The organism is Sphaerisporangium cinnabarinum (genome assembly GCF_055567015.1).
The window spans coordinates 76,976-101,503 of record NZ_JBVHRG010000012.1 but is presented as its reverse complement, the minus strand read 5'-3'; the positions used below and the strand labels follow the sequence as shown (position 1 = coordinate 101,503).

Here is a 24,528-nt window from a genome sequence, read left to right as displayed (position 1 = left end):
GGTCGGAGGGTGCAGGTCAGGGCACGCGCGTCGCGCGCTCCACGAAGGCGCACACCTGCGCGAACGAGTCGGCGTCGGCGTACGCGTTGCCCGCGGGGGTCCCGCCGGCCGAGAGCTCGATGCCGGAGACGGGGTGGCGGGTCGGGCCCTGCGCGACGGGGAGGTGCGGCAGGGCGATCGAGTGGCCCGCGTCGGGGTAGTCGAGCAGCAGCGTCTCGTGCGCGTGGCCCGCGGCGCGCAGCGTCTCGACGACCTGGCGCGCGTACATGCTCGACGGCCACAGCCCGTCGGCCATGCCGGAGACGCACGCGACGGGGCCCGCGATGCGCTCGACGGGGATGCGCGACCGGGCGGCGAACCCGCGGTCGCGCAGCCCGTCGACGTAGACGTCGCGGTACCGGTCCGGGGGCGGCCCGCCGGTCCACGGCTGCCACGTCACGCCCGGGTTGTCCTGCCACAGGTGCGGGAGCGCCTCGCCGCCGAGCGTCCACGTGGGGGAGTCCCACCCCTGGGCGGGGTCCGCGGCGCCCTGGGCGCCGTGCACGTGGGCCCCGGGCACGTAGGCGACGACGGCGCCCACCAGGCCCGGGTAGGTGGCGCCCAGCAGGAGCGCGAGCTCGCCGCCCCGCGACTGGCCGCTCACCACGACGACGCCGGCGCGCGGCGCGAGCTCGCGGTGCACGTGGCGCAGCGCGGTCTCGAAGTACTCCAGCGGCGTGCGGGTGACGTGGTCGGGCAGCCCGGGCGCGCCGAAGTACCCGAGCGCGAGCGCCTGCACCCCGCGCGACGCGTAGAGCGCGCCGCGCTGCTCGTTGATGCCGCCGCCCGAGCCGTTGAGCACGACGATCGTCGGGTGCGGACCGTCGCCCGGCGGCACGAAGAGCGTGCCGACGAGGCCGTCCTCGCGAACCTCGCGCCGTCGCACCCCCGGCCCGGTCCAGCGCTGCACGAGGTCGGCCGTCGCGCGCTGTGCGGCGTCGGACTCGTCCCACGCCTCGAGGCGCGTGCGCAGCGGGCGCGCGACGTCGGTCGCGGCGGGCCGGCCGGGGGCCGTGCCGGGCGTCGGGCCGGGCCGCTGGGACGTGAGGAGCGCCATCCCGTCGACGCGGCCGTAGTCGCCGGTCATCGGCGGGTCGCGGTCGAGCCGGACCGTGCCGGCCCGGTCCGCGCGGTAGGTCGCGCGGGCGGACCAGGTGGTCCCGGCGCGGTCCGTCGTCGCGCGGACCGTGACGAGCGCGCCGGGTGCGGCGCCGCTCACCTCGATGCGGCGGGCGACGTCGAGCAGGTCGTCGGCGGGGCTGACGGTGAGCCGGAGCGTCACGACGTGCCTCCCGTCGCCGGGTCCAGCGCGTCCCAGACGTCGCGGTCGACGTCGAACGCCTCCGCGTCCGGCCGGGCGCCCGGGACGCGGCCGCCGGCGCGGGTCCAGTCGTCGCCGAGGCGGTCGGCCCGGTCGGCGAGGTCGTCGGCGCCGAACGCGCGGGGGTCGAGCGCGAGCACCCAGAGCCCGCGCCCCACGGCGTCGCCGCGTCCGCCCGTCACCAGCCCGGCGAGCGCCTCCACGGTGAGCCCGAGCAGGGACCCGAGCAGACCGGCCGGGAGCAGCGCACCGACGGCACTCGCGTCCCGGGTGGGCTCGCCGTCGGGGCCGAGGGCCGCGCCGTCGGGCAGGGGCGTGCCCTCCCGGGCGCGGCGCCGCGCGTCGGCGAGCGTGACGGCGCTCGTCGCGGCGTCGACGACGAGCGCGCGACCCCGCCCGGCCCGCGGCACCGCCACGGCGAGCGGGTTCGTGCCGACCACGGGAGCGGTCCCGCCGTACGGGGCGACGGTGGCCGGGGACTGCGCGAGCGCGACCCCGACCAGCCCGTCCTCGGCGAGCGCGCGGACGTACGCGCCGACGCGCCCCGTGCCGCCCGCGTGGCGCACGGCGACGACGCCGACGCCGAGCCCGCGCGCGAGCTCCGCGGCCTGGCGGACCGCGGCGGCGAGCGCGACCGGCCCGGGGAGGTCGTGCGCGTCCAGCGTCGCGGTCGCCCCGGTCACGACGACGGCCGGCCCCGCGGGCCGGGCCCGCCCCGTCGTCCGCGCGCTCGCGTCCCGCAGCTCGCGGACGAGGAGCGCCAGACCGAACTCGGGCCACCCCGACGCGTCCCCCGCCACGACGGCGCGGGCCGCGAGGTCGGCGTCGGCGGGGTCGTGGGCGGCGAGCGCCGCGCGGGCCCGGGCACGGGCGTCCGCGGCGTCGACGCGCACGGTGGGGGTGGCGGGCACGGCGGTCCTCTCGGGTGGTCGGGGTAGGTCGGGTCGTGCGGGTGGGGCGGGCGGGTCGTGCGGGTCGTCGCGCGTGGGCAGCCGGTCAGTCGTCGCCGAAGAACGCCCCGGAGTCGATCGCGAGGCCCATGACGACGCTGCGGCCGCGGCGGATGTGCTCGAGCTCGAGCCGGGCGGCGCGCTCTCCGTCGCCCGCACGGAGCGCCTCGATGAGGAGCCGGTGGTCGTCGAGCGGCGGCCCGGGCTCCAAGGGCTGGCGCCCGCAGAGCCGGAACGCCCGCTCCAGGTCCTCGAGCGCGAGCTCGGTGATCGCGTGCAGGCGCGGGTTGCGCGAGTACTTCGCGACCCGGCAGTGGAACAGGTGCGACGCCGACAGGATCGACTGCACGTCCTGCGCCTGCGGGTACGTGCCCTCGGCGATGGCCGCGAGCTCGTCGACCTCGGCCGGGCTCGCGTGGGCGGCCGCGAGACGCGTCGCCATCGGTCCCGTCGCCTCGCGGACGTCGAGCACGTCGACGAGCGTCTTGAGGGTGACCGGGGCGACGCGGCACAGGGCGCGCGGCCGCACGTCCACGAGGCCGTCGTGGTCGAGGCGGTGCAGCGCGTCGCGCACCGGCGTGCGCGACGTCCCGAACTCGGACGCCGTCTCGGTGACGTCGATCTCCTCGCCGGGGCGCAGCTCGGTGAAGATGATCCGGCGGCGCAGCTCGTGGTAGATCCGGTCCGCTGCCGGGACGACGCTCATGCGCCGACCCCGGGCACGCGGGACGGGTCGTGGTGGGGGTTCATGCTGCCTCCTACTGACGGGACCAGGGCACGAGTCGTCGTTCGAGCACCGTGACCAAAGTCGTGGAGAGGTAGCCCAGCACGGAGATGGTGACGATGCCCACGTACATCTTCGCGACGGCGAACGTCGTCCAGGAGCTCCAGATGAGATAGCCCAGGCCGTTGCGCGACCCGACGAACTCCGAGGCCGCGATGATGACGAACGCGCCGCCCACGGCGAGCTTGAGGCCGGTGAAGATGCTCGGCAGCGCGGCGGGCAGCGCGACCGTCCGCCAGCGCTGGAGCCGGCCCGCCCCGTTGGCGGTCGCCACGTCGAAGTAGATCTGCGGCGTCTGGAGCACGCCGCCCATCGCGTTGTAGAAGACGTAGAAGAACACGCCGATCGCGACGATCACGTACTTGCTCGCCTCGCCGAGGCCGAACACGAGGAGCAGCAGCGGGAAGATCGCGACCTTGGGCACGGGCAGCAGGCTCGCGAAGATCGGCCCGAGGAGCGTGCGCAGGGTCGTGACGGACCCGAGCGCGATGCCCAGGACCAGCCCGGGCACGGCGCCGAGCACGAACCCGATCGCGATGCGTGTGAGCGTGATGCCCGCGTGCTCGAAGAGCTCGCCGCTCCCGACGAGCTGCGCGAACGTCTCGGCGATCGACGACGGCGGCGGGAAGAACCGCGCGTCGAGCACGTTCGTCCGGCTCGCGAGCTCCCACACCGCGAGGAGCAGGAGCGGCGTGAACGGCCCGACGACGCGCACGAAGCGACCCGTGCGCCTGCGGCGCAGCTCCTCGGTCAGCTCGCGCGTGATCTCGGCGGTGCGGTCGGCGCCGACCAGGGTCTCGTCCGAGGTCCCGCCGCTCGCGGCCGGGCCGGTCGGGCGGGCGGGCGTGCGCTCGTCGGTCGGGGTCGTCATGCGACCGCCTCCCGGGCACCGGCGGCGGAGCGCTCGTCCGCCCCGGACGCGTCGTGAGACTCGGCGTCCTGCGCCTCGGCGTCCCGCAGCAGACGCCACAGCTCGTACGTGATCTCGCCGTGGCGCGGGTCGCGGCGCAGCTCGAGGATGTCGCGCGGGCGGTCGAAGGGGACCCGCACGTCGGCGAGGATGCGACCGGGCCGGGCCGACATGACGACGACGCGGTCCGCGAGCACGAGCGCCTCGTCGACGCTGTGCGTGATGAAGAGCACCGACCGCGAGGTCTGCGACCAGATCTTGAGCAGCTCCTGCTGCAGCACGACGCGCGTCTGCTCGTCGAGCGCGCCGAACGGCTCGTCCATGAGGAGGGTCGCGCCGTCGTCGGCCAGCGCCCGGGCGACCGACGTGCGCTGCCGCATGCCGCCCGAGAGCTGGTGCGGGTAGAAGCCCCGGAACTCCGTGAGGCCCACCATGTCCAGCAGCGGGGCGACGCGCTCGCGCCGGGCCGAGCGCCGCACGCCGCGCAGGCGCAGGGGGTACTCGACGTTCTGCTCGACCGTGAGCCACGGCAGCACGCCGTGGTCCTGGAAGACGACGGACGGTCGCGCCGCCATCGTCACCGTCCCGCGGTCGGCCTCCTCCAGGCCCGCGAGGATGCGCAGGAGCGTGCTCTTGCCGCACCCGGAGGGTCCGAGCACGCAGACGAACTCGTTGTCCTCGATGGTGAGGGACACGTCCTGGAGCGCGACGAGCACGTCGTCGCGGCGGCGGTCGTGGAACCCCTTCCAGAGGCCCTCGACGGAGACGGCCGTCATGAGCCGAGCTCCGCGGCCCGCTCGCGCGCCTGCTCGAGGAGGTCGGCGCGGAAGATGCTCTCGACGTCCGCCTCGCCCTCGTACTCGAGCGTCCCGCGCTCGCGGAAGAACTGCTCCTGGGCGTGCACGTCCTCCCAGTCGATCTCGCCCGTCGGGTCCTGCTCCGTGAGCGCGAGCGACGTGAGCGTCTCGACCGGGAGCTCGGTGTACCGCGCGATGATCTCCTGGTTCGCCGGGTCGTCCCAGCCGCCCGCCTCGAGCTCCGCGGCGGCACGCAGGTAGGCGGCCGTGAACGCGACGACCGCGTCGGGGTGCTCGTCGACGTACTCGGTGCTGAACACCAGGGCGCCGAGCTCGGTGCCCGCGTGGTAGTCGATCGGGAGGATCTCGGACGCGATGCCCTCGCTCTCCAGCGACGACGAGATGGGCTCGATCGACCAGGCGGCGTCGACGGAGCCGCCGACGAGCGCGGGGCCCGTCTCCGGCGGGCCGACGTTGACGAGCTCGACGTCGTCGAGCGTGAGGCCCCCGGCCTCCAGCGCCTTGGCCACCGAGTAGATGCCGAAGCCCCCGTCGCCCGGGATCCCGACGCGGCTCCCGGCGACCTGCTCGATCGACGTGATGCCGGAGTCGGCCGCGACGACGAACGGGGCCGGGTTCGGTCCGCTCTCCGGCACGCGCGAGACGCTCGCGATCACCGAGAGCGACGCGCCGGCCTCGGTGGCGTTGAACAGGCCCGCGCCCCACGTCGCGCCACCGGCCGTGACGTTGTTCGTGCTGACGAGCTGGTAGGTCTCGCCGGACGTCCCACCCTTGGCGAGGAGCTCGACGTCGACGCCCGCCTCCTCGAAGTACCCCTTGTCCTCCGCAAGGAAGAACGGCGCGTAGTCCGCGTAGGGGGAGTAGAGGAACGAGATCTGCGGCGCGGCGTCGTCCCCGCCGCCGGACGGGTCGCTCCCGCCCGCACAGCCCGCGAGGATCCCCGCCGCCGCGACGAGCGAGATGGTGACCGACGAGCGGCGTGAGATGGCCATGAGTCCTCCTGGGGTCTGACACACGAGCAAGCGCGCCGTGATGTGCTTGCCACTATGCGCTAGTGCATCAGTTGGCCCCAGCGTGGTCCTCATCGTCTCGCTTGGTGGGACGACGTAACGTGAAAGGAGGGTGAGCGGGGCATCGGCCTGCGGTGCGTGGCCCGCCTGCCCGGCCCGCCGTCGTCACGGCTCGAGGACGCGTGCCTTCTGCTCCGCGAGCTCGGCGTCGGTGAGGACGCCCCGGTCCCGCAGCGCGGCGAGGTCGCGCAGCTGCGCGATGCGCACGTCCATCGCGGACGCGCCCCCGGCGGCCGTCCCGCCCGGCCCGGGGTCGTGCGCCCCGCCCTGCGCCCCGCCCTGCGGCCCGACGTGCGCGCCGGACCGGTCGTCGGGGAGCCCGGTCACGGCGCCGAGCACGCCGACGAGGTCCGTGTCCCGCACGCGGTACGTCGTGCTGGTCGCCGGCTGCGCACGACCGACGTCGTCGAGCATCTGCTGCACGAGCGCGCCCACCGGGCCGCGGACGACGAGCTCGACGTCGGGCCGGCCGCCGGGCGCCGCCGTCCGCAGCTCGACGAGGTCGAGCCCCAGCGCCGCGAGCCGCTGGAGCAGCCCGTACAGCGCGGCCTGGTCGCGGACCCGGGCCTCGAGGCGCGTGCACTCCACGGACCGGCGCACACCGAGCTCGGCGAGGTCGGGCTCGGGCAGCGCCACCGGCCCCAGCACCGTCACCTCGACCAGCGTCGTGCGGTCCATGCGTCCTTCTCCCGGGTCGCCCACGTCGGTCCAGGATGCGGGGGTGCGGACCCGGGCCGGATCACCCGGTAGGGGTGGCCCGTGACCTCCGGCGGCCGACTACCCCCGACGGGTGAGCACGCGGGCACCCGCGCCGCTCCACAGTGGGAGCGTCACGGGACCGCCGTGACCCGACACGAGGGGTGCCCGATGGACGGATTCTGGGACTGGTTCTGGCTCATGGTGTGGTGGTTCTTCTTCATCGCCTACCTCGTCGTGCTGTTCCAGATCGTCGCGGACCTGTTCCGCGACAAGACGCTCAGCGGCTGGTGGAAGGCGCTGTGGATCGTCGCGCTGATCGTCGTCCCGTACCTGTCCGCGCTCGTCTACGTCATCGCGCGCGGGCGGGGCATGGCGGAGCGGCACGCGGAGGAGCAGCTGGCGCGCCGCCAGGTCATGGACGACTACGTGCGGGCCACGGCCGGCTCCGGCAGGTCGCCCGCGAGCGAGATCGCCGACGCCAAGGCCCTCTACGACGCCGGCACGATCGACGCCGACGAGTTCGCCCGGCTCAAGGCCCGAGCGCTCGCCTGAGGACGAGCGATGGCCGACGAGACCGCGCCAGGGCGCGACGCGTCCGACGCCCTGCGCCTCGCCGCGCTCGAGCGCGAGAACGCGGAGCTGCGCCGCCGGCTCGAGGAGCGCCCGCCCGCCGCACCGCCTGGGAGCTCGGACGGCGACGCCACCAGGCAGCAGGCGGGCCGGCGACCCCGGCGGGGGCTGCGGGCCGCGGCGTGCGCGGTCCTCATCACGCTCGGGGCGCTCCTCGCGCCGCTCGGCGCGGTCTCGGCGTGGGCGCAGCGCGAGCTGACGGACACCGACCGCTACGTCGCGACGGTCGGTCCGCTCGCGGGCGACCCCGTCGTCCAGTCCGCGGTGGCCGGGCGGCTCACCGAGGTCGTCATGTCGCGCGTCGACGTGGGGGCGCTCGTCGACGACCTCGTGGGCGGGCTCGAGGAGCGCGACGTCCCGCCGCGCGCGACCCAGGCCCTGGCCGCGCTCGAGGCACCGCTCACGAGCGGCGTGGAGTCGCTCGTGCACGAGACGGCGACGCGGCTCGTGGAGAGCGACGCGTTCGAGGGCGCCTGGCTCCAGGCGAACCGCGTGGCCCACGAGCAGCTCGTCGCCGTGATGCGCGGCGAGGACGGCGACGTCCTGCAGGTGAGCGACGACGGCCGCCTGTCCATCCAGCTCTCCGGCCTGATCGACCTGCTCAAGGAACGCCTCGTGGACCGCGGCCTGGACGTCGCGGCCCGCATCCCGTCGGTCGACGCGACGTTCACTGTCGCGCAGTCCGCCGAGCTCGTCATGCTCCAGAACCGGTACGCCCAGGTCGTCACGCTCACGACCTGGCTGCCGTGGGTCGTGCTCGGTCTCCTCGCCGCGGGGGTCCTCGTCGCGAACCACCGCTCGCGCGCGCTCGTCGTGGCCGGGCTCGCGCTCACGGGAGCGATGGTCGCGCTGGGCGTCGGGCTCGCCGTCGCGCGGGGCCTGTACCTCGGCGCGCTCTCGGGGCAGGTGGTGCGCCTCGACGCCGCGGAGGTCGTCTTCGACCAGGCCGTCGGCTACCTGCGCCTCACGCTGCGTACCGTCGGCGTGCTGGGCCTCGTGGTCGCGCTCGCCGCGTACGTGGGCGGGCCGAGCGCGTCGGCCCGCAGCCTGCGTGCAGGGCTGGGCCGTGCGGGTGCCGCCGTCCGCGGCTGGGGCGAGGGCCGGGGCGTCTCGACGGGGCCCGTCGGCGACTGGCTCGGGCGGCACAAGGCGTTCGTGCGCGTCGTCGTCGTGGCGGTCGCCGCGCTCGTCCTGCTCCTGGCGGGCACGCCGACGCCCGGCCTCGTCGTGGGGGTCGCGCTCGTCGCGGGCCTCGTGCTCGTCGTCGTCGAGTTCCTCGCCCGACCGACCGCCGTCGGCGCGCCGCCGCCCGGGCCCGGTCCGGCCTGAGGCGCGTCGGCGAGCTCGCGCTCGGCTCGCCCTGCGGTCCAGGGGGGCCGGGAATACGCTGCCCCCATGGCCTCGGTCGAGCCCCGTGCCGAGCCGGAGGACGTCGCGCACGTCACGGACGCCTCCGGGACCTCGCGCGCCCGCACCACCGTCCCGGAGCTGCCGCCGTCCACGGTGGGCCGCCCGGTGGTCGAGGCCCTGGTCGCGGCGGCGGCCACGCGCCGCCTCACCCTGGTGTCGGCCGGCCCGGGCTGGGGGAAGACGACCGTCGCGGCCCGGTGGGCGCACGGCGGCACCGGCCCGCGGGTCGCGTGGCTGACGCTCGAGCCGTTCGACGACAAGCCGGCGGCCTTCTGGGCCGACGTGCTCGCGGCGCTGCGGGCGGCCGGGGCGGTGCCTCCGGGGCACGCGCTCGAGACCCTCGTCGTGCCACCGCGCCTCACGCCCGCGCTCCTGCGCCGCGTCCTCGCGGCGATCGAGGCGCTGCCCGAGCCCGTGGTCCTCGTGCTCGACGACTTCCACCACGCCGCGTGCCCCGAGGTCGCGTCCACGGTGGACGACCTGCTGCGCTACCGGCTGCCCCTGCACCTCGTGGTCCTCACCCGTGTCGACCCGCTCCTGCGCCTGCAGCGTCTGCGCGCGCAGGGCGAGATGACGGAGGTCGGTGCCGCCGAGCTCGCGTTCGACGCCCCCGCGGTCGCGGCGCTGGCGACGGCGCAGGGCCGCGACCTGGCGGCGGACGACGCCGGGCGCGTCGTCGGCGAGACCGGCGGCTGGGCCGTCGGGGTGCGGCTGCGCGTCGAGGAGCACGACGCGACGAGCCGGGCGCGCGCCGCCCGCTCGGCGGCGGAGTTCCTCCTCGCCGAGGTCCTCGACAGCCAGGGGCCCCAGGCCCGGCGGTTCCTCCTGCGCACGAGCGTGGCGTCGGCGGTGTGCCCCGACCTCGCGGCCGTCCTCGACCCGGGGGCGCCGACGGACCGGCTGCTCCCCGGCCTCGCCGCGGCGGACGGTTTCGTCATGACGTCGGGCGGCCGGCGCACCTGGTACCGCTACCACCCCCTGCTGCGCGAGATGCTCCTGCACCAGCTGCGCACCGAGGACCCGGCGGGCCTGCGCGAGGCGCACCAGGCCGCGGCGCGCTGGTTCGCGCAGGACGGGCAGGCGCTGCGCGCCCTGGAGCACGCGGCGGCCGCGGAGGACTGGCCGCTGCTCGGCGAGGTGTTCGTCGAGGGCGCGGCGGCGGAGCTCGCGGGGCCGCACCGCGAGACCGTCGCCCAGGTCCTGCGGCGCGTGCCGTACGCGACCCTGCGGCCCGATGCCCGCCTGCACCTGTGCGCGGGCGCGCTCGCGACCGTCGACGAGCGGTTCGACGCCGTCCGGCTCCACGTCGCGCGGGCGCGCGACCTCCTCGCCCCGGCCGCGGACCCGGTGGCCGACCCCGCCGCCGCGGTGCTCCTCGAGCTGCTCGCCGCGTCCGCCGCGCGCTCGACCGGCGACGTGCAGGCCCTCGCGACGGCCGCGGGCGCCGCGCTCGCCGCGGCGGACGCGGTGCCGTACCCGTTCCCCGCCCTCGAGACGTACCGGGGCCTCGCGCGGGCGCACCGCGCGGCGGGCCTCGCGTGGTGCGCGGTCGGCCCCGAGCCGGCGGGGGAGACGACGTCGGGCACGCTCGCCGCCCCCGGTGGCCGGTCGTGGCGCGCCCCGCAGCTCTACGTCCTCGGGGCGCGCGCCGCCGCGGCGCTCCTCGCCGTCGCGGCCGGTCGGCTCGACGCGGGGGACGGCGCCGCGCGCGAGGTGCTCGTCGAGGCGGAGCGCCGCGGCTGGGACGGGTACGCGCACGTGCGTCCCGCGCACGCGGCGCGCGCGTGGGTGCGCTACCTCCGGGGGTCGGACGACGGGCTCGACCGCCACCTCGCGCACGCGCTCGCGGCGGACGCCGGTGGTCGCGAGCCCGCGTCCGAGGCCGCCGTCCGGCTGCTCCAGGCGCTCGTCGCCGCGGACCGTGGGCACGCGCGGGCCGCGCGGCAGGCGCTCGTCGCCGCGGACCGCGCCCTGGGGCGGTCCGCGACGCCCCCCGTGCTCGCGGACCTGTGGGTGCGCGCCACGGCGGCAGCCCGCCGGGTCGACGACGGCACGGGCCCGGCGCTCGGCGCGCGCGTCGGGCGGGAACGGCTGGGGAGCGCCGCGGTGGTCGCGGTGTGCGGCGCGCGCGAGCTCCTGGCCGCGGGGCGCACCGGGGCGGCCGAGCGCGCCGTGGCGGGTCTGCGGGACACGCCGGGGGAGGAGGCCGACGTCGTCGTGCGGGTGGAGGGGGCGCTCGTCCTGGCGTCCGCGCTCGCGCGGGCGGGCACGCGCCGCGTCGACGCCCCGCTCGGGCGCGCACTCGAGCTGGCCGCAGCGGAACGGGTCGTCCGGCCGTTCCTCGCGGTCCTGGGCACCGAGCTCGACGAGCCGCTCGCGCGCGCGGTCGGGCGCCGCGACGACGCGCTCGGCGAGCTGCTGCGCGCCCACCTCGACCCTCCGGGCCGGGCGCCGGAGCCGGTCCCGCTCGTCGAGCCGCTCACCGAGCGGGAGCTCGCGGTCCTCGCCGTCCTGCCGTCCATGGCGAGCAACGCCGAGGTGGCCGCCGACCTCTTCGTGTCGGTCAACACGGTCAAGGCGCACCTGAAGTCGGTCTACCGCAAGCTCGGCGTCGGCTCGCGGCGCGAGGCGGTGCGGCGCGGCCGCGAGCTCGGCGTCGTGCCCTGAGGGCCCTCTTCGGGAGACGTCCTCAGGAGCGGTGCCGGTCCACCGTGCGCAGCACGAGCTTCCCGAGCTCGACGAGGACGAGGAAGGCGAGCGCGACGAGCGCGCACACGCCCCACTGGCCGCCGTCGAGGTCGACGGTGCCGAAGATCCGCTGCAGCCCGTCGAGCGTCGTGACGAGGAACGTCAGCCCGAGCGACGCGAGCAGGAGCACGACGAACCGGCCGTTCGCGAGCGTCTCGGAGGACAGGATGCTCGCCCGCGGGTCGCGCCACTCGAGCGCGGCGACGACGTGCAGGAGCGACATCGCGGTGAGGCCCATCGTCGTCGCGACCGCGAGGTCGGCGTCGGCCTCGCCCCACGCGACGGCGACGAGCGTGCCGACGGCGATGAGCACGCCCCCGACGGCGAGCCGCACGCCGAGCGCGCGCCCGATGACCGGCTCCGTGGGCGGGCGGGGCCGGCGCCGCATGAGGCCGGGCGTCGCGGCGTCGAAGCCGAGGCCGATCGCGAGCAGCACGTCGATCGCGAAGTTGACCCACAGGATCTGCAGCGGCGTGAGCGGGGTGCCCCCGGCCACGGTGAAGATGCCCGCGCCGACGAACGTGAGGATGAACCCGACGAGGACGACCATCTGGAAGCGGATGTACTTCATGAGGTTGTCGTAGAGCCCGCGGCCGCCCTCGACCGCCGCCACGATCGTGGCGAAGTTGTCGTCGGTGAGGATCATCTCGGCGGCGTCCTTGGTCACCTCGGTGCCCGTGATCCCCATCGCGACGCCGATGTCCGCGCGCGTCAGGGCGGGGGCGTCGTTCACGCCGTCGCCCGTCATCGCGACCACGTCGCCCTTCCGCTTGAGCACGTCGACGAGCCGCACCTTGTCCTCCGGCGCCACGCGCGCGACCACACCGATCTCGCCGACCTCCGCCTCGAGCTGCGCGTCGGACATCGCGGCGAACTCGGCGCCCGTGAGCGCGCGCCCCTCGATGCCGAGCTGCCCGGCGATCGCCGCGGCCGTGGTGACGTGGTCGCCCGTGATCATTCGCACGCGGATGCCGGCGTCGCGGCACTCGGCGATGGCGTCGCGCGCCTCGCGGCGCGGGGGGTCCACGATCCCGACGAGCGCGAGGAGCTCGAGGTCGCGCACCGTGGCGAGCAGGTCGCCCCCGAGCTCGTCGCGCGCGACGGTGCGGCGCGCGACGGCCAGCACGCGCATGCCCTCGCCCGCGAGCGCGTCGTTCTCCGCGAGGACGCGCGCGCGGCCCTCGTCGTCGAGGGGCGCCGACCCGCCGTCGGCCGTGAGGTACCGGGCCGAGCGGGCGAGCAGCACGTCCGGGGCGCCCTTGACGAAGCACACGAGCTCGTCGTCGATCTCGTGGAACGTCGCCATGAGCTTGTACGCGGCGTCGAACGGGACCTCCGCGACGCGCGGGTGCTCGGCGCGCGTCTCCTCGACGTCGAGCCCGGCCTTGGCCGCGAGGACGACGACCGCGCCCTCCGTGGGGTCGCCGAGGCACTCGCCGTCGCGCACGACGGCGTCGCTCGCGAGCGCCAGCGGGAGCGCGACCGGTTCGAGCGGGACGTCGGTGGACCCGGCCGCCGCGAGGATGCGGCCGGTCGTGGAGTAGCCCTCGCCGTCGACGGAGAACCGGCGCCCGGCGAGCACGAGCCGGCGCGCCGTCATCTGGTTGAGCGTGAGCGTCCCGGTCTTGTCGGAGCAGATCGCCGACGTCGACCCGAGCGTCTCGACGGACTTGAGGCGCTTGACGATCGCGCCCTCCTCGGCGAGCCGGCGCGTGCCGAGCGACAGGAGCATCGTCACGACGGCGGGCAGCCCGGTCGGGATCGCGGCGATCGCCAGGCTGATCCCGACCACGAAGAGGCTGTCGAAGTCCTCGCCGCGCACGAGCCCCAGCACGACGACCACGACGAGGGCGACCGCCGCCATGACCGTGATGATCACCGTGATGCGGTCGAGCTGGCGCGTGAGCGGCGACCTGTCCTGCTCGACCCCGCTGAGCATCCCGGAGATGCGGCCCACCTCGGTCGTCATGCCCGTGGCGGTCACGACCATCTCGCCGCGCCCGCGCGTGACCTGGGAGTTCATGTACGCCATGTCGGTGCGGTCGCCGAGGGGGGCGTCGTCGGCCGTGACCGCCGCGACGCCCTTCGCGACGGGCGTGCTCTCGCCGGTGAGCCCGGCCTCCTCGATCTCGAGCGAGGCGGCGACGAGCAGCCGCCCGTCCGCGGGGATCTTGCCACCCGCCTCGAACCCGACGACGTCGCCCGGCACGAGCTCCTCGGCGGGCACCTGCTCCTGGCGCCCGTCGCGGCGCACGGTGGCCGTCATGACGAGCATCTGCTGGAGCGCGGCGACGCTCTGGGCCGCCTTGCCCTCCTGGTGCAGGCCCATGAGCGCGTTGAGGACGGTGAGGGCGAGCACGACGACGCCGGTCGTCACGTCCCCGAGCGCGATGATGCTCACGACGGCCGCGCCGACGAGGACGAGCTGCATGAGGTCGCGGTACTGGCGCAGGAAGGCCTGCCACGGCCGTTCCTTGCGCTCCTGCGCGAGCGCGTTCGGCCCGTAGCGCGCGCGCCGCTCGGCGACCTGCGCGGACGTCAGCCCGACGGCCGGATCGACGTCGAGCGCCGCGCACACCGCCTCGGGCGGTGCCGTGTGCCAGGGGCCCGTGGGGGCCGGTGCCTGCTGTCGGGGGATCGGTGCAGCCGTCATCCTCGGCTCCTCTCGGGCGCTCGTCCCACCGTCGCAGCGGGCCCGCGCGGGGTCCTCACCCGGCGGGGGTGAACGCCCCGCGGCGGCGCGGCACCGGTGCTCGACGTGCCGCCGACGCCGACGCCCGACGCGCGTGCCGCCCGGCCCTCAGCCCCGCGACCCCACGAGCCCGCTCTCGTACGCGACGATCACGGCCTGCACCCGGTCGCGCACGCCCAGCTTGGCCAGCAGGTTGCCGACGTGCGTCTTCACGGTCGTCGCGGACAGCACGAGGCGGTCGGCGATCTCGGCGTTCGACATCCCCTCGGCCACGCACCGCAGGACGTCGAGCTCGCGCGGCGTGAGGGAGCGCAGCCGGGGGTCGAGGCCGTCGTCGACGGCCGGTTGCTCGCCCGCGGGCAGGTGCGGCGCGAAGAGGTCGAGCATGCGGCGCAGCACGCGGGGCGCGACGACCGAGCTCCCTGCCGCGACGGTGCGGATCGCCTCGACGAGCTCGTGCGGGCGCGCGTTCTTCAGCAGGAACCCGCTCGCCCCGGCGCGCAGCGCCGCGAACGCGTACTCGTCCACGTCGAACGTCGTGAGCACGAGCACGCGCGTCCTGGGGTGCTCGGCGACGACGCGCCGGGTCGCCTCGATGCCGTCCGTGCCGGGCATCCGGACGTCCATGACGACGACGTCGGGGGCGAGGGCCGCGACCTGGTCGAGCGCGACGCGTCCGTCGGAGGCCTCGCCCACCACCTCGAGGTCGGGCTCGGACTCGATGACGAGCCGGAAGCCCATCCGCAGCAGCGCCTGGTCGTCGACGAGCAGCACGGTCGTCACGGTCGTCCTCCCTCGTCGTCGTGCACGTCACTGTGCGGGTGCTCCTGCTCGGGCGCGCTCCGGGCCCCGTCCTCGCCCGGGTCGCAGGGCAGGACCACCTGCACCGCCCAGCCGCCGCCCGGTCGCGGCCCCGCCTCGACGACGCCGCCGAGCAGCGCGGCGCGCTCGCGCATGCCCACGATCCCGCGCCCGGTCCCGCCGCCGGTCGCCGGACGCGTCCCGCCCTCGTCGCGGACGTCGATCTCGACCGCGCGCGCGGTGCGCCGCACCACGACCTCGGCCGAGGGCGTCCCGGGCGCGTGCCGCAGCACGTTGGTCAGGGCCTCCTGCACGATGCGCACGGCCCCGAGGCGCAGCGACGTGTCCGCGGGCAGCGCGACGTCGAGGCCGGTCGCCGCGACGGGCACGCCCGCAGCTTGGAACCGTGCGACGACGGCCGCGAGGTCCGTCCCGGTCGGCTCGACCGGGGTGCCGGGCCCGTCGCCGCCCTCCTCGGGGTCGAGCGCGCCGAGGACGTGCTGCATGTCGGCCAGCGCGTCCCGTCCCGTGCGGGACAGCTCGTGCAGGGCCTCGCGCGAGCGGTCCGGCGCCCGGTCGAGCGCCGCGCCCGCGCCGTCGGACAGCGCGACCATCACGGACACGCTGTGCGCGACGACGTCGTGCATCTCGCGCGCAATCCGCGCGCGCTCGGCGGCCCGGGCGAGCGCCGCGCTCTGGTCACGGTCGCGGGCCATGGCGCGGTAGCGCGCGACGAGGTCCTCGTCGTGCAGCCGTCGTGCCCGTGCCCCCGACCCCGTGGCCATCCCCAGCAGCAGGAGCGCGAGCAGGAGCAGGACCGACGCCGAGCGCCGGCCGGGGGAGAAGGGCGGCTGCGCGAGGTCGCGCACCGGGTCGCCGTCCGGCAGGACGATCGGGTCGCTCCACAGCAGCATCTCGGCGAGGCCGATGTCCTGCCACCACCACAGCGCGGCCACGACGACGGCGAGCACCGCCCCGCACGCGACCCACGCCGTGCGGGGCGCGCGCTCGGCGGCCACGGTGTGCACCGCGCACGCGAGGCACACGCCGAGCACGCCGAGCACGCCCGCCGTCGCGAGCGACGCGACGGCCAGCACGGTGAGGGCCGCCGTGACGGTCAGCGGGCGCGACCGCCGGAGCAGGAGCAGGCCCGCCCCGAGGACGGCGCCGACGAGCCAGGCCGCGACGACCACCTGGGCCACGGGCTCGTCGGGGCGGAACAGCCCCAGCCCGGTGGACCCCTCGACCGTCGTGAGCGCGACCGCTGCGGTGACGAGCCCGAGCAGCGCGACCGCGCTCGCGAGCGCGAGGTCCGTCGCCCACGGGTGCCGCGCGAGCACGCGGCCGACGGCGCCGCGCCGCCGCACGTCGGGCTCGGCGCGCGGGCCGCCGTCGTGCGCCCCGGACGCGGACGGGAGGGCGAGGGGCGACGAGGGCACGGGCCTACTCTCCCATCGGCCGTCGCGCGGCGCGTCAGACGACGTCATGGCGCCGCAGCCGGTACGCCGCCGCCGCGAGCAGCGCGGCGGCCCACGCCGCGAGGACGAGACCCCCGCCCCACGTGCCGAGGTGCGGTCCCAGGGCCGTCGCGTCGAGGGCGGCGAGCCGGGCGTCGTCCTGCAGCAGGCGCGCGCCCGCACCCGGCAGGAGGGCGCGCGCCGTGTCCGCGACGCGTCCCGGGTTCGTCGCGAGCACGTGGTCGAGCACGACGAGCAGCACGACCCCGCCGACGAGCGCCCCGTCCGGCCGCCGCACGAGCGCCCCCAGGCCCAGGCCCACGAGGGCGACCCCGGTCAGGTAGAGCACGAATCCCGCCAGCACGCGCAGCGTCTCGCCGTCCGCGAGGTCGAGCACGAGCGCGGCGTCCGCGCGCTGCCCGGCGGTCGCGGCGAGCGCCGCGCCCAGCGCGAGCACGGCGACGGCGAGCGCGGCCGCCGTCGTCACGAGCGCCTGCGCCGCGAGCACGGGCAGGCGGCGGGGGACCGCAGCGAACGTCACGCGCGCGGTGCCGGTCCGGAACTCGCCGGCGCCGACGCCCGCGCCGAGCACGAGGAAGCCGAGCTGGGCGAGCACGGACCCTGCGACGGCGAGCGGCGCCCCGGAGGACCCGGCGTCGGGCCGGGCGAACGCGCCCAGCGCCCACGCCGTCCCCGCCGCCGCGGCGACGGTCGCGAGCGCGAGCCAGGCCGTCGAGCGCAGGCTCGTCAGCTTGTCCCACTCCGCCGCGAGCACCCGGGGCAGGCTCACCTGCGGCCGGTCGGGCGCGGGCGCGGTGCGGGTCGGCGCCGGGGTCGTCGGGGGGATCGTCGCGGCCACGTCAGACCACGTCCCGCGTGCGCAGGCGGACGGCGGCCAGGGCGAGCGGGACGAGGACCCACGTCGCGAGGACGAGCCCGCCGCCGACGGCACCCAGGTCGGGCGCGCCCTCGACCGCGCCCTCGCCCGTGAGCAGGGACGCCGCCCCGGTGGGCAGGAACGTGACGACCGTGTTCACCGCCGCCTGCGCCGACGAGACGCCCGCGGGTGCCGCGAGCGGGTCGCCCGACAGGTCGGCCGCGAGCACGAGCGCGACCGGCAGCACGAGCACGACGAGCACCGCCGCGGTGAGCGCGGGGACGGGCCGCCGCACGAGCGCGCCGAGCGCGAGGCCGAGCAGCGCCATGCCGGCGAGCAGGAGCGCCATCCCGACGAGGACCTGCGGCGTGCCGTCCCGGCCGAGGTCGAGCGCGAGGCCGCGCGAGCGCGCCGACGGCAGCAGCGCGAGCACCGCCGCCCCGACCGCGGCCACCGCGGTGAGCAGCGCGAACCCGGCGGTCGCCGCCGTCTGGCCCACGAGCACGGGCCAGCGCCGCGGCTCGGCGACGAACGTCGTGCGGAACGTGCCCGTGCTGTACTCGCCCGTCCCGACGAGGACGCCCAGGACGAGCGGCGGCACCTGCGCCAGCAGGAGGCCCGACGTGAGGGAGCCGAGCGGGTCGAACCCCGGGTCCACGGACGACGCCTGGGCCGAGAGGTGCGTCAGAACGGCCGAGACGACGACGGTGAGCGCGGCCGCCCACCACGACGAGCGCAGGCTCTTCAGCCTCGTCCACTCCGCGGCGACGGCGCGGGGGAGCGTGGGGCCACCGGCGTTCGCGGGCCGGGGCGCCGGGTGCGCACGCCGCGACGACGCGGTCCGTGCGGTGGGGGCGGTCATCGGGCACCTCCGGCGGACGCGAGGCCGGTCTCGCCCCCGGCGCGGCCGCGGTACTGGACGGCGTCGGCGGTGAGCCGCAGGTACGCCTCCTCGAGCGAGCCCGCCGCGCCCGCGAGCTCCTGCACCGGCGCGTCGGCGAGCAGCCGGCCCTGGCCGATGACGACGACGCGGTCGGCGCACAGCGCGAGCTCGTGCATGAGGTGGGACGACAGCAGCACCGTGCGGCCCTCCGCCGCGAGGGCGCGCACGAGCCCGCGCACCCACAGCACGCCGTCGGGGTCGAGGCCGTTGACGGGCTCGTCGAGGATGAGCGTGCCGGGGTCGCCGAGGAGCGCGCCCGCGATGCCGAGGCGCTGGCCCATCCCGAGCGAGAACGTGCCCGCGCGTCGCCCCGCGACGCTCTCGAGGCCGGTCATCCCGATCACCTCGTCCACGCGTGCCCGCCCGATCCCGTGGGTGCGGGCGAGCGCCGTCAGGTGGCGGAACGCCGTGCGGCCCGGGTGCACGGAGCGCGCGTCGAGCATGACCCCGACGGCCCGCAGCGGCGCCGGCAGGTCCGCGTACCGGCGGCCGTCCACGGTCGCCGTGCCGGAGGTCGGGCGCTCCAGCCCGACGACGACGCGCATCGTCGTCGACTTCCCGGCGCCGTTCGGGCCGAGGAAGCCCGTCACGGTCCCGGGCCGCGCCGTGAACGTCAGCCCGTCCACCGCCGTCGTGGGTCCGTAGCGCTTCGTCAGCGCCTCCACCTGGATCATCGGTCCTCCCGTCGTCCGCGGGCCCGGTCGTCGGGCACCGCCGTCGTCGACGCTACGGACGCCTGCGGGGCCCCGGCTCGGGCGGTCGGCCGAGATCCGCGACCCTCCCGCCTCCTCCTCGGGGAGGAGGAGGTCGTGCCGGGGTGGGACGAGCGTGCCCGGGCGGACGGGGCGCGGCGCGGGCGGGCACGACGACGGTCAGGCGGTGGCCGTCCTCGCGGCCACCCGGACGCCCGCGTCCCATCCCGGTGCGCGCCCGCCGCCCGGGGGGACGTGGTCGGTCGCGAGCCCTGCCCGGGCCAGGGACCACGCGACGAGCGAGTTCGAGTTCCACATCTCGCCCCCGCCGGGCGGCCGCCGACCCCACGTGAGCGGCGGGACGCCGCGCACCGCCCGCAGGATCCGCACGACCGCGGCGGCGTCGCGCGTGACGACGACGGGTCGCCCGACGGCGTGCTTCCGGTCGGGGATGGCGCCGTGCGCCCAGCAGCGCACCTCGTACCGGAACCAGCGGGTGCGGCCCAGCGGTCGCAGACCCACGGGGCCGGTCACGACGACGCCCCGGTCGCACGCCGGGCCGCCCCACGCAGGGGTCATCTCGACGACGTACGGCACCCCGTCGCACCGCAGTCCCAGCGCCGCGTGGAACAGCGGGCGGGGACGCCGCCGCGCGAGCAGCGCGGCGGCGCGCTCCCACGCGGCGCTCGTGCGGCGGACGACGTGGCCCCCCGCCCCGACGGGCAGCCAGAGGAGCTCCGCCCGGTCGTCGCCGGGCGTGGTCGCGGTCACGCCCCGACGCTACGGCACCCGGGTCCGCGCGGGAGCGGTAGGCTCGGGGGCATGCTTCCGGCGCGAGAGCGCCGGCGGGATCCGAATGAGACAGCGGATCGAGAGGCCCCGTCGCTCCACACGACGGGGCCTCTCGCTGTCCCGGCGCGTCCTGCCGCCCGGCCGGGTGCCGTGCCTCACCGGACAGGGGAGGGCGCGGCGTCCGCTCCCGGCAGGAACGGGCCGAAGATGGCGGCGACCGCTGCGGCGGCCCCGGCGGCGTCCTGCCGCGCGACGGCCTCGACCAGCTCGTGGTGGTGGCGGTGCGCCGCCTCGTCGTCCTCGTTCTCCTCGTCGCGCATGTGCACGGTGAAGACGTCGAGCATGCTCGAGTAGAGGGTGACGTAGAGCGGGTTGTGCGTCGCGGCGACGATCGCGCGGTGCAGGTCGAGGTCGGCGCGCGCGCGGGCGTCGCGGTCGTCGGCGTCCCAGGCCGCCTCCCGCCGGTCGCGCAGCTCGTGCAGGTGCTCGACGTCGTCGTCCGAGCGGCTCGCCGCGGCGAGCGAGGCGGCGGTGCTGTCGAGGGCGAGCCGCAGCTCGAGGTAGTGCCGGCGGCTGCCGCCCGCGAGCTGGCGCTCCAGGGTGCCGGTCAGCTCGGAGCGGGAGATGACGAACGTGCCGCGGCCCTGCTCGCGGCGCAGCAGCCCGGCGTGCACGAGCGACTGCAGCGCCTCGCGCACGGTGTTGCGCCCGACGCCGAACTCCGCCACGAGGGCGGCCTCGGTGGGGATCCGCTCGCCGACGGCCCACCGGCCGGAGACGATCTGGTCCCGGAAGCGCGCGGCGGCCTGGTCGATGAGGCCTACTCGACGCATCGGTCCGCCTGTGCCAGACTGCTCCAGATTCATCCCATGATCCCATCATCCGCCGACCTCAGTGTGGAGTCTAGCGTGGCGACCCTCTCTCCCTCCCGGCCGCGGCTGCGCCCCGGACGCCTGACCCTCTGGGCGGGCGTCGCCGTCGCGCTGACGGCGGTGAACCTCCGGACGGCCGTCACCGGGTTCACCCCGCTCCTCGAGATCGTCGGCGCCGACCTCGGCTTCGGTGTGACCGTCGCGGGCCTGCTCGGCACGGTGCCCGCGGCGTCGTTCGCCGTGTTCGGCTTCCTCGCGCCCGCGGTCACGCGGCGGTTCGGGCTCGAGCGCACGGCCACCGTGGCGCTGGGCCTCACCGCGCTGTCCCTCGTGCTGCGCGCGGCCTCCCCGACGACGACCGTGCTCGTCCTGTCGACGGTGCTCGCGCTCGCGGGCATCGGGGCGGCCAACGTCGTCATCGTGCCGCTGGTGAAGGCGTGGTTCTCCGACCGGCTCGCGCTGTGGACCTCGCTCTACCTCCTCCTCCTGCAGACGGGGCAGTTCGTCGCCCCGCTGCTCGCGGTCCCGGTCGCCGAGGCGAGCAGCTGGCGCCTGTCCGTGGGGCTCTGGGCCGGGCCCGCCGCCGTGGCCGCCGTCGTCTGGCTCCTGCTCGCGCTCCGGCTGCCCGCCGCCCACCACGCGCCCGCACCCGTCGCGGCGGCCGGCGCGCGCCTCCGGGTGGGCCGGTCGTCCACCGCGTGGGGCCTCGTCGGCCTCTTCGCCATGATGTCGCTGTCGAACTACGCGATCATCACGTGGGTGCCGGCGGTCCTCACCGACGCCGGGGGCAGCGCGGCGCTCGGCGGTTCCATGGTCGCGCTGTACTCGGCGTGGGGCGTGCTCGCGGCGCTGGTGGTGCCCCAGGTCGCCACCCGGCTGACCAACCCGTTCGTCGTCGTGGTCGCGTGCTCGGTGGTCCTCGTCGCCGGGTACCTGGGCCTCCTGCTCTCCCCGCTCGACGGCACGGTGGTGTGGGTGTGCGCGCTCGGGATCGGGGTGAGCACCTTCCCCCTGTGCATGACGCTCATCAACCGGCGCACGCGGACGGCCCAGGCGGCGTCGGCCGTGTCCGGCTTCGTCCAGGGCATCGGGTACGGGATCGCCTGCTTCGGGCCCCTCGGGCTCGGCCTGCTGCGCGAGGCGACCGGCTCGTGGTCCGTCCCGCTCGTCGTGCTCGCCGCGACCGCCGTCCCCGGGGTCGTGGCCGGCTGGTTCGCCTGCCGACCCCGCTTCGTCGACGACGCCGTCGTGGTCGCCGACCGTCCGGCGGACGACGTGGAGGACCGCGCGGCCGGCGCGTGACGCCGCACGCGGGCTCGGGGCGGCGCCCGCCGACGCGCCGCGGCAGGTCCCGGCCCGTACGGTCGGACGATGACCGACCCGCGCGACCGGCCGTACGTGGCCGGCCTGCTCGTCCTGACCGTGGCGACGGGCGTCGTCGACGCGGTGAGCTACCTCGCGCTGGACCAGGTGTTCACCGGCAACATGACGGGCAACGTGCTCTTCGTCGGGTTCGCCGCCGCCGGTGCGGGCGGGATCCCGCTGCTCAACAACGTCGTCGCGCTCGTCGCCTTCGTCCTCGGCGCCGCCCTGTGCGGGGTGCTGCTCCGCGGGCGCGCCGACGACGCGCGGATGCCGCGGCGCGCGCTCGGCGTGCTCGCCGGGGGAGCGGTGCTCGTGGTCGGGGGCGGCGCGCTGTGGCTCGCCGTCGGGCGCCTGCCCACGCCCGGGGTCCTGGCCCTCACCGCCGCCCTCGCGCTCGTGATGGGCGCCCAGGCGGTCGCCGCGCGGGGCGCCCACGTCCAGGACGTCTCGACCGTCGTCGTCACCACGACGCTCGTGAACCTCGCCCTTAGCAGCCCGCTCGCGGGCGGGTCCGGAGAGGGCGCGGCCCGACGTGCGGGGGCCGTGCTCGCGATGGGCACGGGCGCGGCCGTCGGCGCCGTCGTCGTGCGGTCGTGGTCCGGTGCGGCCGGCCTGCTGCTGGCGGGCCTCCTCGTCGCGGTCGGCACGACGACGCTCGCCCTGGCCCGCCGCCACGACGCCGTGGCGCCGCGCTGACGCGCCCGACGGGCTCGCCGGGCGCCTCAGCCGCGCTCCGGCTGCCAGCCCTCGGTCCCGCGGCTAGCCTCGCGGGACGGCACCCTCGGAGGGAGAGCGGGATGAGCCAGGGACGAGTGGTCGTGGTCACCGGCGCGGCGCGCGGGATCGGGCGCGCGACGGCGGTCGCGTTCGCGCGGGCGGGCTACCGGGTCGCCGGCCTCGACGTCGCGGCCGTCGCGAGCCGCGCGCTCGAGTACGAGCCCGCGAGCCCGGCCGACCTCGCGCGGACCGGCGACCTCGTGGAGGAGGCTGGGGCGTCGTGGCTGCCGCTGGTCGCCGACCAGCGCGACCTCGCTGCCGTGCGCGCGGCGCTCGGGGAGGTCGTCGAGCGGTTCGGCGGCCTCGACGTCGTGTTCGCCAACGCCGGGATCCAAGGCTTCGCCTCGGTCCTCGACATGAGCGACGAGCTCTGGCACGACACGATCGACGTCAACCTCACCGGCACCGCGAACGTGCTGCGCGCCGCAGCGCCGCTGCTCGTCGAGCGCGGCGGCGGGCGGATCATCCTCACCTCGTCGACCCAGGGGCAGCACGGCACGCTCGAGGGCAGCGCGTACTCGGCCTCCAAGTGGGGGCTCATCGGCCTGATGAAGTCCGCGGCGCTCGACCTCGGCCCCCACGGGATCACCGTGAACGCCGTGATCCCCGGCCTGATCGACACCGCCCTGACGCGCCACGAGGAGCGGTACGCCCAGGCCCTGGAGTCGTCGGGGAAGGCGCCCACCGGCGACGTCGCCCGCGACGAGCAGGCGGCCGCCGCCGGGCTGGCGAGCAAGCTCCCCCTCGGGGTGCCGTGGCTCGCGCCGGACGACGTCGCCCCGGCCGTCGTCTTCCTCGCCTCGCCGGAGGCGTCCATGATCAGCGGCACGAGCCTCGCCGTCACCGGTGGCGACAGCGCCAACGTCACGGCGTGAGCCGACGCGCGGGGCGCGGCGCCTCCGGTGCTCAGGCACCTCAGGGCCGGAGCACCCGGGCCTGAGGAGGTGCGGCGCGCGCTGAGGCCCCGGGGCGGGTCGGGACGGCGCGTTCGACCGATCCGGGACGGGGCGCCTCAGGACGAGCGTGAGCACCATGCCCGCCATCGACCCGCAGCTGTCCGTCGTCGTCCGCACGGCCCGTCTCGTCGGCGCCTCGGTGCTGAGCATCGGCGTGGCGGTCGCCCTCGTCGCGTGCGCGGCGGCCACCGACCCCATCGACCCGTCCGTCGCGGACCGCACGTATCTCGGGCTGCCCGCCGAGGGCGGCGAGGTGCACCCGTGGTCCGACGCCGAGACCCCGGCCGTCGGCTACGCGCGCGGCGGCGAGCCGCAGACCGTGAACGTCGTGACGTTCGGGTCGAGCTCGTGCCCGCTCGTCCCGGTCGACTACACGTGGGACGCCGAGGAGCGCGCGCTGAGCTTCCGCCTCGGTCGCCGGGCGGGCACCGACGAGCGCCCCTGCACCCTCGACACCGCGCCGTCGACGAGCGTCGTCGTCGTGCCCGGCCTGCCCGCGGACGAGGCCGTGACGATCCTCACCTCGGGCGACGACGTCGTCCTCCCGCCGGGGCGCTGACACCACGTGCGCGCCAGGAGACTGGTGTGTGCCCCGGGGACGACGAAGGCCCCTGGTCTGCGTCTCCGCAGGCCAGGGGCCTCGATCATGGTGTCCGGAGGGGGACTTGAACCCCCACGCCCGATAAAGGGCACTAGCACCTCAAGCTAGCGCGTCTGCCATTCCGCCACCCGGACGAGTGGACCTTCCCGGCGTTTCCGCCGTTCGGGTGCGGGGAAAAACATAGCACGGTTCGGGGGTGGTCCTCACATCGCCGTCACGGCCCGGACCAGGGCCGCGACGTCGACCGCGACCTCGACGTGACCTCGGCCGAGGCCGTGCGCGGCGCCCGGCGTGCGGGGACGACCTGGGGCAGACTGGGCGGAT

The 24,528-nt window shown here is 76.7% G+C and carries 22 protein-coding genes and 1 tRNA gene; 7 read left to right on the top strand and 16 right to left on the bottom strand.

What is annotated here, in order from left to right:
• Positions 1-16 precede the first annotated feature (16 nt).
• From ACZ4MO_RS16965 to ACZ4MO_RS16935, 7 genes are all read right to left on the bottom strand, one after another.
• Positions 17-1,321 carry an acyl-CoA thioesterase/BAAT N-terminal domain-containing protein gene (locus ACZ4MO_RS16965; protein ID WP_186810490.1) on the bottom strand — a complete coding sequence of 435 codons (1,305 nt, stop codon included), beginning with the start codon at positions 1,319-1,321 and terminating at the stop codon, positions 17-19.
• Entirely contained in the window at positions 1,318-2,271 is a 954-nt protein-coding gene (locus tag ACZ4MO_RS16960; RefSeq protein WP_186810489.1) for an Ldh family oxidoreductase, read from the bottom strand. Before ACZ4MO_RS16960 ends, ACZ4MO_RS16965 begins: the two co-directional genes overlap by 4 nt.
• Positions 2,272-2,356: 85 nt before the next feature.
• Entirely contained in the window at positions 2,357-3,016 is a 660-nt protein-coding gene (locus ACZ4MO_RS16955) for a GntR family transcriptional regulator (protein WP_021483335.1), read from the bottom strand.
• Between the two features lie 52 nt (positions 3,017-3,068).
• Positions 3,069-3,965, bottom strand: a complete 897-nt coding sequence (locus tag ACZ4MO_RS16950) for an ABC transporter permease subunit (protein WP_175009805.1) — start codon at positions 3,963-3,965, stop codon at positions 3,069-3,071.
• Positions 3,962-4,780, bottom strand: a complete 819-nt coding sequence (locus ACZ4MO_RS16945; protein ID WP_074806857.1) for an ABC transporter ATP-binding protein — start codon at positions 4,778-4,780, stop codon at positions 3,962-3,964. Before ACZ4MO_RS16945 ends, ACZ4MO_RS16950 begins: the two co-directional genes overlap by 4 nt.
• Entirely contained in the window at positions 4,777-5,814 is a 1,038-nt protein-coding gene (locus ACZ4MO_RS16940) for an ABC transporter substrate-binding protein (protein WP_175009804.1), read from the bottom strand. Before ACZ4MO_RS16940 ends, ACZ4MO_RS16945 begins: the two co-directional genes overlap by 4 nt.
• 183 nt (positions 5,815-5,997) lie before the next feature.
• Positions 5,998-6,570, bottom strand: a complete 573-nt coding sequence (locus ACZ4MO_RS16935) for a DUF8691 family protein (protein ID WP_255437354.1) — start codon at positions 6,568-6,570, stop codon at positions 5,998-6,000.
• Positions 6,571-6,759: 189 nt separating this feature from the next.
• Here ACZ4MO_RS16935 and ACZ4MO_RS16930 point away from each other — a divergent pair, with 189 nt between their 5' ends.
• The 3 genes from ACZ4MO_RS16930 (at position 6,760) to ACZ4MO_RS16920 (ending at position 11,298) form a co-directional block, all read left to right on the top strand.
• Complete coding sequence (locus ACZ4MO_RS16930) at positions 6,760-7,143, top strand: SHOCT domain-containing protein (protein ID WP_074806851.1); 384 nt, start codon at positions 6,760-6,762, stop codon at positions 7,141-7,143.
• Positions 7,144-7,152: 9 nt separating this feature from the next.
• On the top strand, positions 7,153-8,550 hold the full coding sequence (locus tag ACZ4MO_RS16925) for a hypothetical protein (protein WP_175009803.1): 1,398 nt from the start codon (positions 7,153-7,155) through the stop codon (positions 8,548-8,550).
• 66 nt (positions 8,551-8,616) lie between these two features.
• On the top strand, positions 8,617-11,298 hold the full coding sequence (locus ACZ4MO_RS16920) for a winged helix-turn-helix domain-containing protein (RefSeq protein WP_175009802.1): 2,682 nt from the start codon (positions 8,617-8,619) through the stop codon (positions 11,296-11,298).
• Between the two features lie 22 nt (positions 11,299-11,320).
• On the opposite strand, the gene ACZ4MO_RS16915 is transcribed toward ACZ4MO_RS16920, so the two are convergent.
• The 8 genes from ACZ4MO_RS16915 to ACZ4MO_RS16880 form a co-directional block, all read right to left on the bottom strand.
• Positions 11,321-14,032, bottom strand: coding sequence for an HAD-IC family P-type ATPase (locus ACZ4MO_RS16915; RefSeq protein ID WP_175009801.1), 2,712 nt, complete (start codon positions 14,030-14,032; stop codon positions 11,321-11,323).
• 147 nt (positions 14,033-14,179) lie between these two features.
• Entirely contained in the window at positions 14,180-14,845 is a 666-nt protein-coding gene (locus ACZ4MO_RS16910; protein WP_499279291.1) for a response regulator transcription factor, read from the bottom strand.
• A 5-nt stretch (positions 14,846-14,850) separates the two neighbouring features.
• Positions 14,851-16,311, bottom strand: coding sequence for a sensor histidine kinase (locus ACZ4MO_RS16905; protein ID WP_255437353.1), 1,461 nt, complete (start codon positions 16,309-16,311; stop codon positions 14,851-14,853).
• A gap of 34 nt (positions 16,312-16,345) precedes the next feature.
• A complete protein-coding gene (locus tag ACZ4MO_RS16900; RefSeq protein ID WP_255437352.1) occupies positions 16,346-17,188 on the bottom strand; it encodes a hypothetical protein in 843 nt (280 codons plus the stop codon).
• A gap of 1 nt (position 17,189) precedes the next feature.
• On the bottom strand, positions 17,190-18,068 hold the full coding sequence (locus ACZ4MO_RS16895; protein WP_175009798.1) for a hypothetical protein: 879 nt from the start codon (positions 18,066-18,068) through the stop codon (positions 17,190-17,192).
• The gene (locus tag ACZ4MO_RS16890) at positions 18,065-18,823 is read right to left on the bottom strand and encodes an ATP-binding cassette domain-containing protein (RefSeq protein ID WP_175009797.1); all 759 of its coding nucleotides are present in this window, start codon (positions 18,821-18,823) and stop codon (positions 18,065-18,067) included. The genes ACZ4MO_RS16895 and ACZ4MO_RS16890 overlap by 4 nt, the downstream gene beginning before the upstream one ends.
• Positions 18,824-19,021: 198 nt before the next feature.
• Complete coding sequence (locus tag ACZ4MO_RS16885; protein WP_175009796.1) at positions 19,022-19,612, bottom strand: hypothetical protein; 591 nt, start codon at positions 19,610-19,612, stop codon at positions 19,022-19,024.
• A gap of 176 nt (positions 19,613-19,788) precedes the next feature.
• Positions 19,789-20,466, bottom strand: coding sequence for a GntR family transcriptional regulator (locus ACZ4MO_RS16880; RefSeq protein WP_175009795.1), 678 nt, complete (start codon positions 20,464-20,466; stop codon positions 19,789-19,791).
• A 75-nt stretch (positions 20,467-20,541) separates the two neighbouring features.
• On the opposite strand from ACZ4MO_RS16880, the gene ACZ4MO_RS16875 reads away from it, so the two are divergent.
• The 4 genes from ACZ4MO_RS16875 to ACZ4MO_RS16860 all read left to right on the top strand — a co-directional run bounded on the left by ACZ4MO_RS16875 (position 20,542) and on the right by ACZ4MO_RS16860 (position 24,162).
• Positions 20,542-21,807 (top strand): MFS transporter, encoded by a 1,266-nt coding sequence (locus tag ACZ4MO_RS16875; protein WP_186810488.1) that lies wholly within the window; start codon positions 20,542-20,544, stop codon positions 21,805-21,807.
• A 69-nt stretch (positions 21,808-21,876) separates the two neighbouring features.
• Positions 21,877-22,566 (top strand): DUF1275 family protein, encoded by a 690-nt coding sequence (locus ACZ4MO_RS16870; RefSeq protein WP_175009793.1) that lies wholly within the window; start codon positions 21,877-21,879, stop codon positions 22,564-22,566.
• Between the two features lie 101 nt (positions 22,567-22,667).
• Positions 22,668-23,522, top strand: a complete 855-nt coding sequence (locus ACZ4MO_RS16865) for an SDR family NAD(P)-dependent oxidoreductase (RefSeq protein WP_175009792.1) — start codon at positions 22,668-22,670, stop codon at positions 23,520-23,522.
• 148 nt (positions 23,523-23,670) lie between these two features.
• On the top strand, positions 23,671-24,162 hold the full coding sequence (locus tag ACZ4MO_RS16860) for a hypothetical protein (protein WP_186810487.1): 492 nt from the start codon (positions 23,671-23,673) through the stop codon (positions 24,160-24,162).
• Between the two features lie 88 nt (positions 24,163-24,250).
• Here the strand turns inward: ACZ4MO_RS16860 and ACZ4MO_RS16855 are convergent.
• Positions 24,251-24,338: transfer RNA gene (locus tag ACZ4MO_RS16855), tRNA-Leu, on the bottom strand.
• Positions 24,339-24,528: the final 190 nt, after the last annotated feature.

What these genes read in the sequence shown, in the direction of transcription:
- ACZ4MO_RS16955 (WP_021483335.1), bottom strand. Translation starts at nt 3,016, where the DNA reads ATGAGCGTCGTCCCGGCAGCGGACCGGATCTACCACGAGCTGCGCCGC.
- ACZ4MO_RS16950 (WP_175009805.1), bottom strand. Translation starts at nt 3,965, where the DNA reads ATGACGACCCCGACCGACGAGCGCACGCCCGCCCGCCCGACCGGCCCG.
- ACZ4MO_RS16945 (WP_074806857.1), bottom strand. Translation starts at nt 4,780, where the DNA reads ATGACGGCCGTCTCCGTCGAGGGCCTCTGGAAGGGGTTCCACGACCGC.
- ACZ4MO_RS16940 (WP_175009804.1), bottom strand. Translation starts at nt 5,814, where the DNA reads ATGGCCATCTCACGCCGCTCGTCGGTCACCATCTCGCTCGTCGCGGCG.
- ACZ4MO_RS16935 (WP_255437354.1), bottom strand. Translation starts at nt 6,570, where the DNA reads ATGGACCGCACGACGCTGGTCGAGGTGACGGTGCTGGGGCCGGTGGCG.
- ACZ4MO_RS16930 (WP_074806851.1), top strand. Translation starts at nt 6,760, where the DNA reads ATGGACGGATTCTGGGACTGGTTCTGGCTCATGGTGTGGTGGTTCTTC.
- ACZ4MO_RS16925 (WP_175009803.1), top strand. Translation starts at nt 7,153, where the DNA reads ATGGCCGACGAGACCGCGCCAGGGCGCGACGCGTCCGACGCCCTGCGC.
- ACZ4MO_RS16920 (WP_175009802.1), top strand. Translation starts at nt 8,617, where the DNA reads ATGGCCTCGGTCGAGCCCCGTGCCGAGCCGGAGGACGTCGCGCACGTC.
- ACZ4MO_RS16915 (WP_175009801.1), bottom strand. Translation starts at nt 14,032, where the DNA reads ATGACGGCTGCACCGATCCCCCGACAGCAGGCACCGGCCCCCACGGGC.
- ACZ4MO_RS16895 (WP_175009798.1), bottom strand. Translation starts at nt 18,068, where the DNA reads ATGACCGCCCCCACCGCACGGACCGCGTCGTCGCGGCGTGCGCACCCG.
- ACZ4MO_RS16890 (WP_175009797.1), bottom strand. Translation starts at nt 18,823, where the DNA reads ATGATCCAGGTGGAGGCGCTGACGAAGCGCTACGGACCCACGACGGCG.
- ACZ4MO_RS16880 (WP_175009795.1), bottom strand. Translation starts at nt 20,466, where the DNA reads ATGCGTCGAGTAGGCCTCATCGACCAGGCCGCCGCGCGCTTCCGGGAC.
- ACZ4MO_RS16870 (WP_175009793.1), top strand. Translation starts at nt 21,877, where the DNA reads ATGACCGACCCGCGCGACCGGCCGTACGTGGCCGGCCTGCTCGTCCTG.
- ACZ4MO_RS16865 (WP_175009792.1), top strand. Translation starts at nt 22,668, where the DNA reads ATGAGCCAGGGACGAGTGGTCGTGGTCACCGGCGCGGCGCGCGGGATC.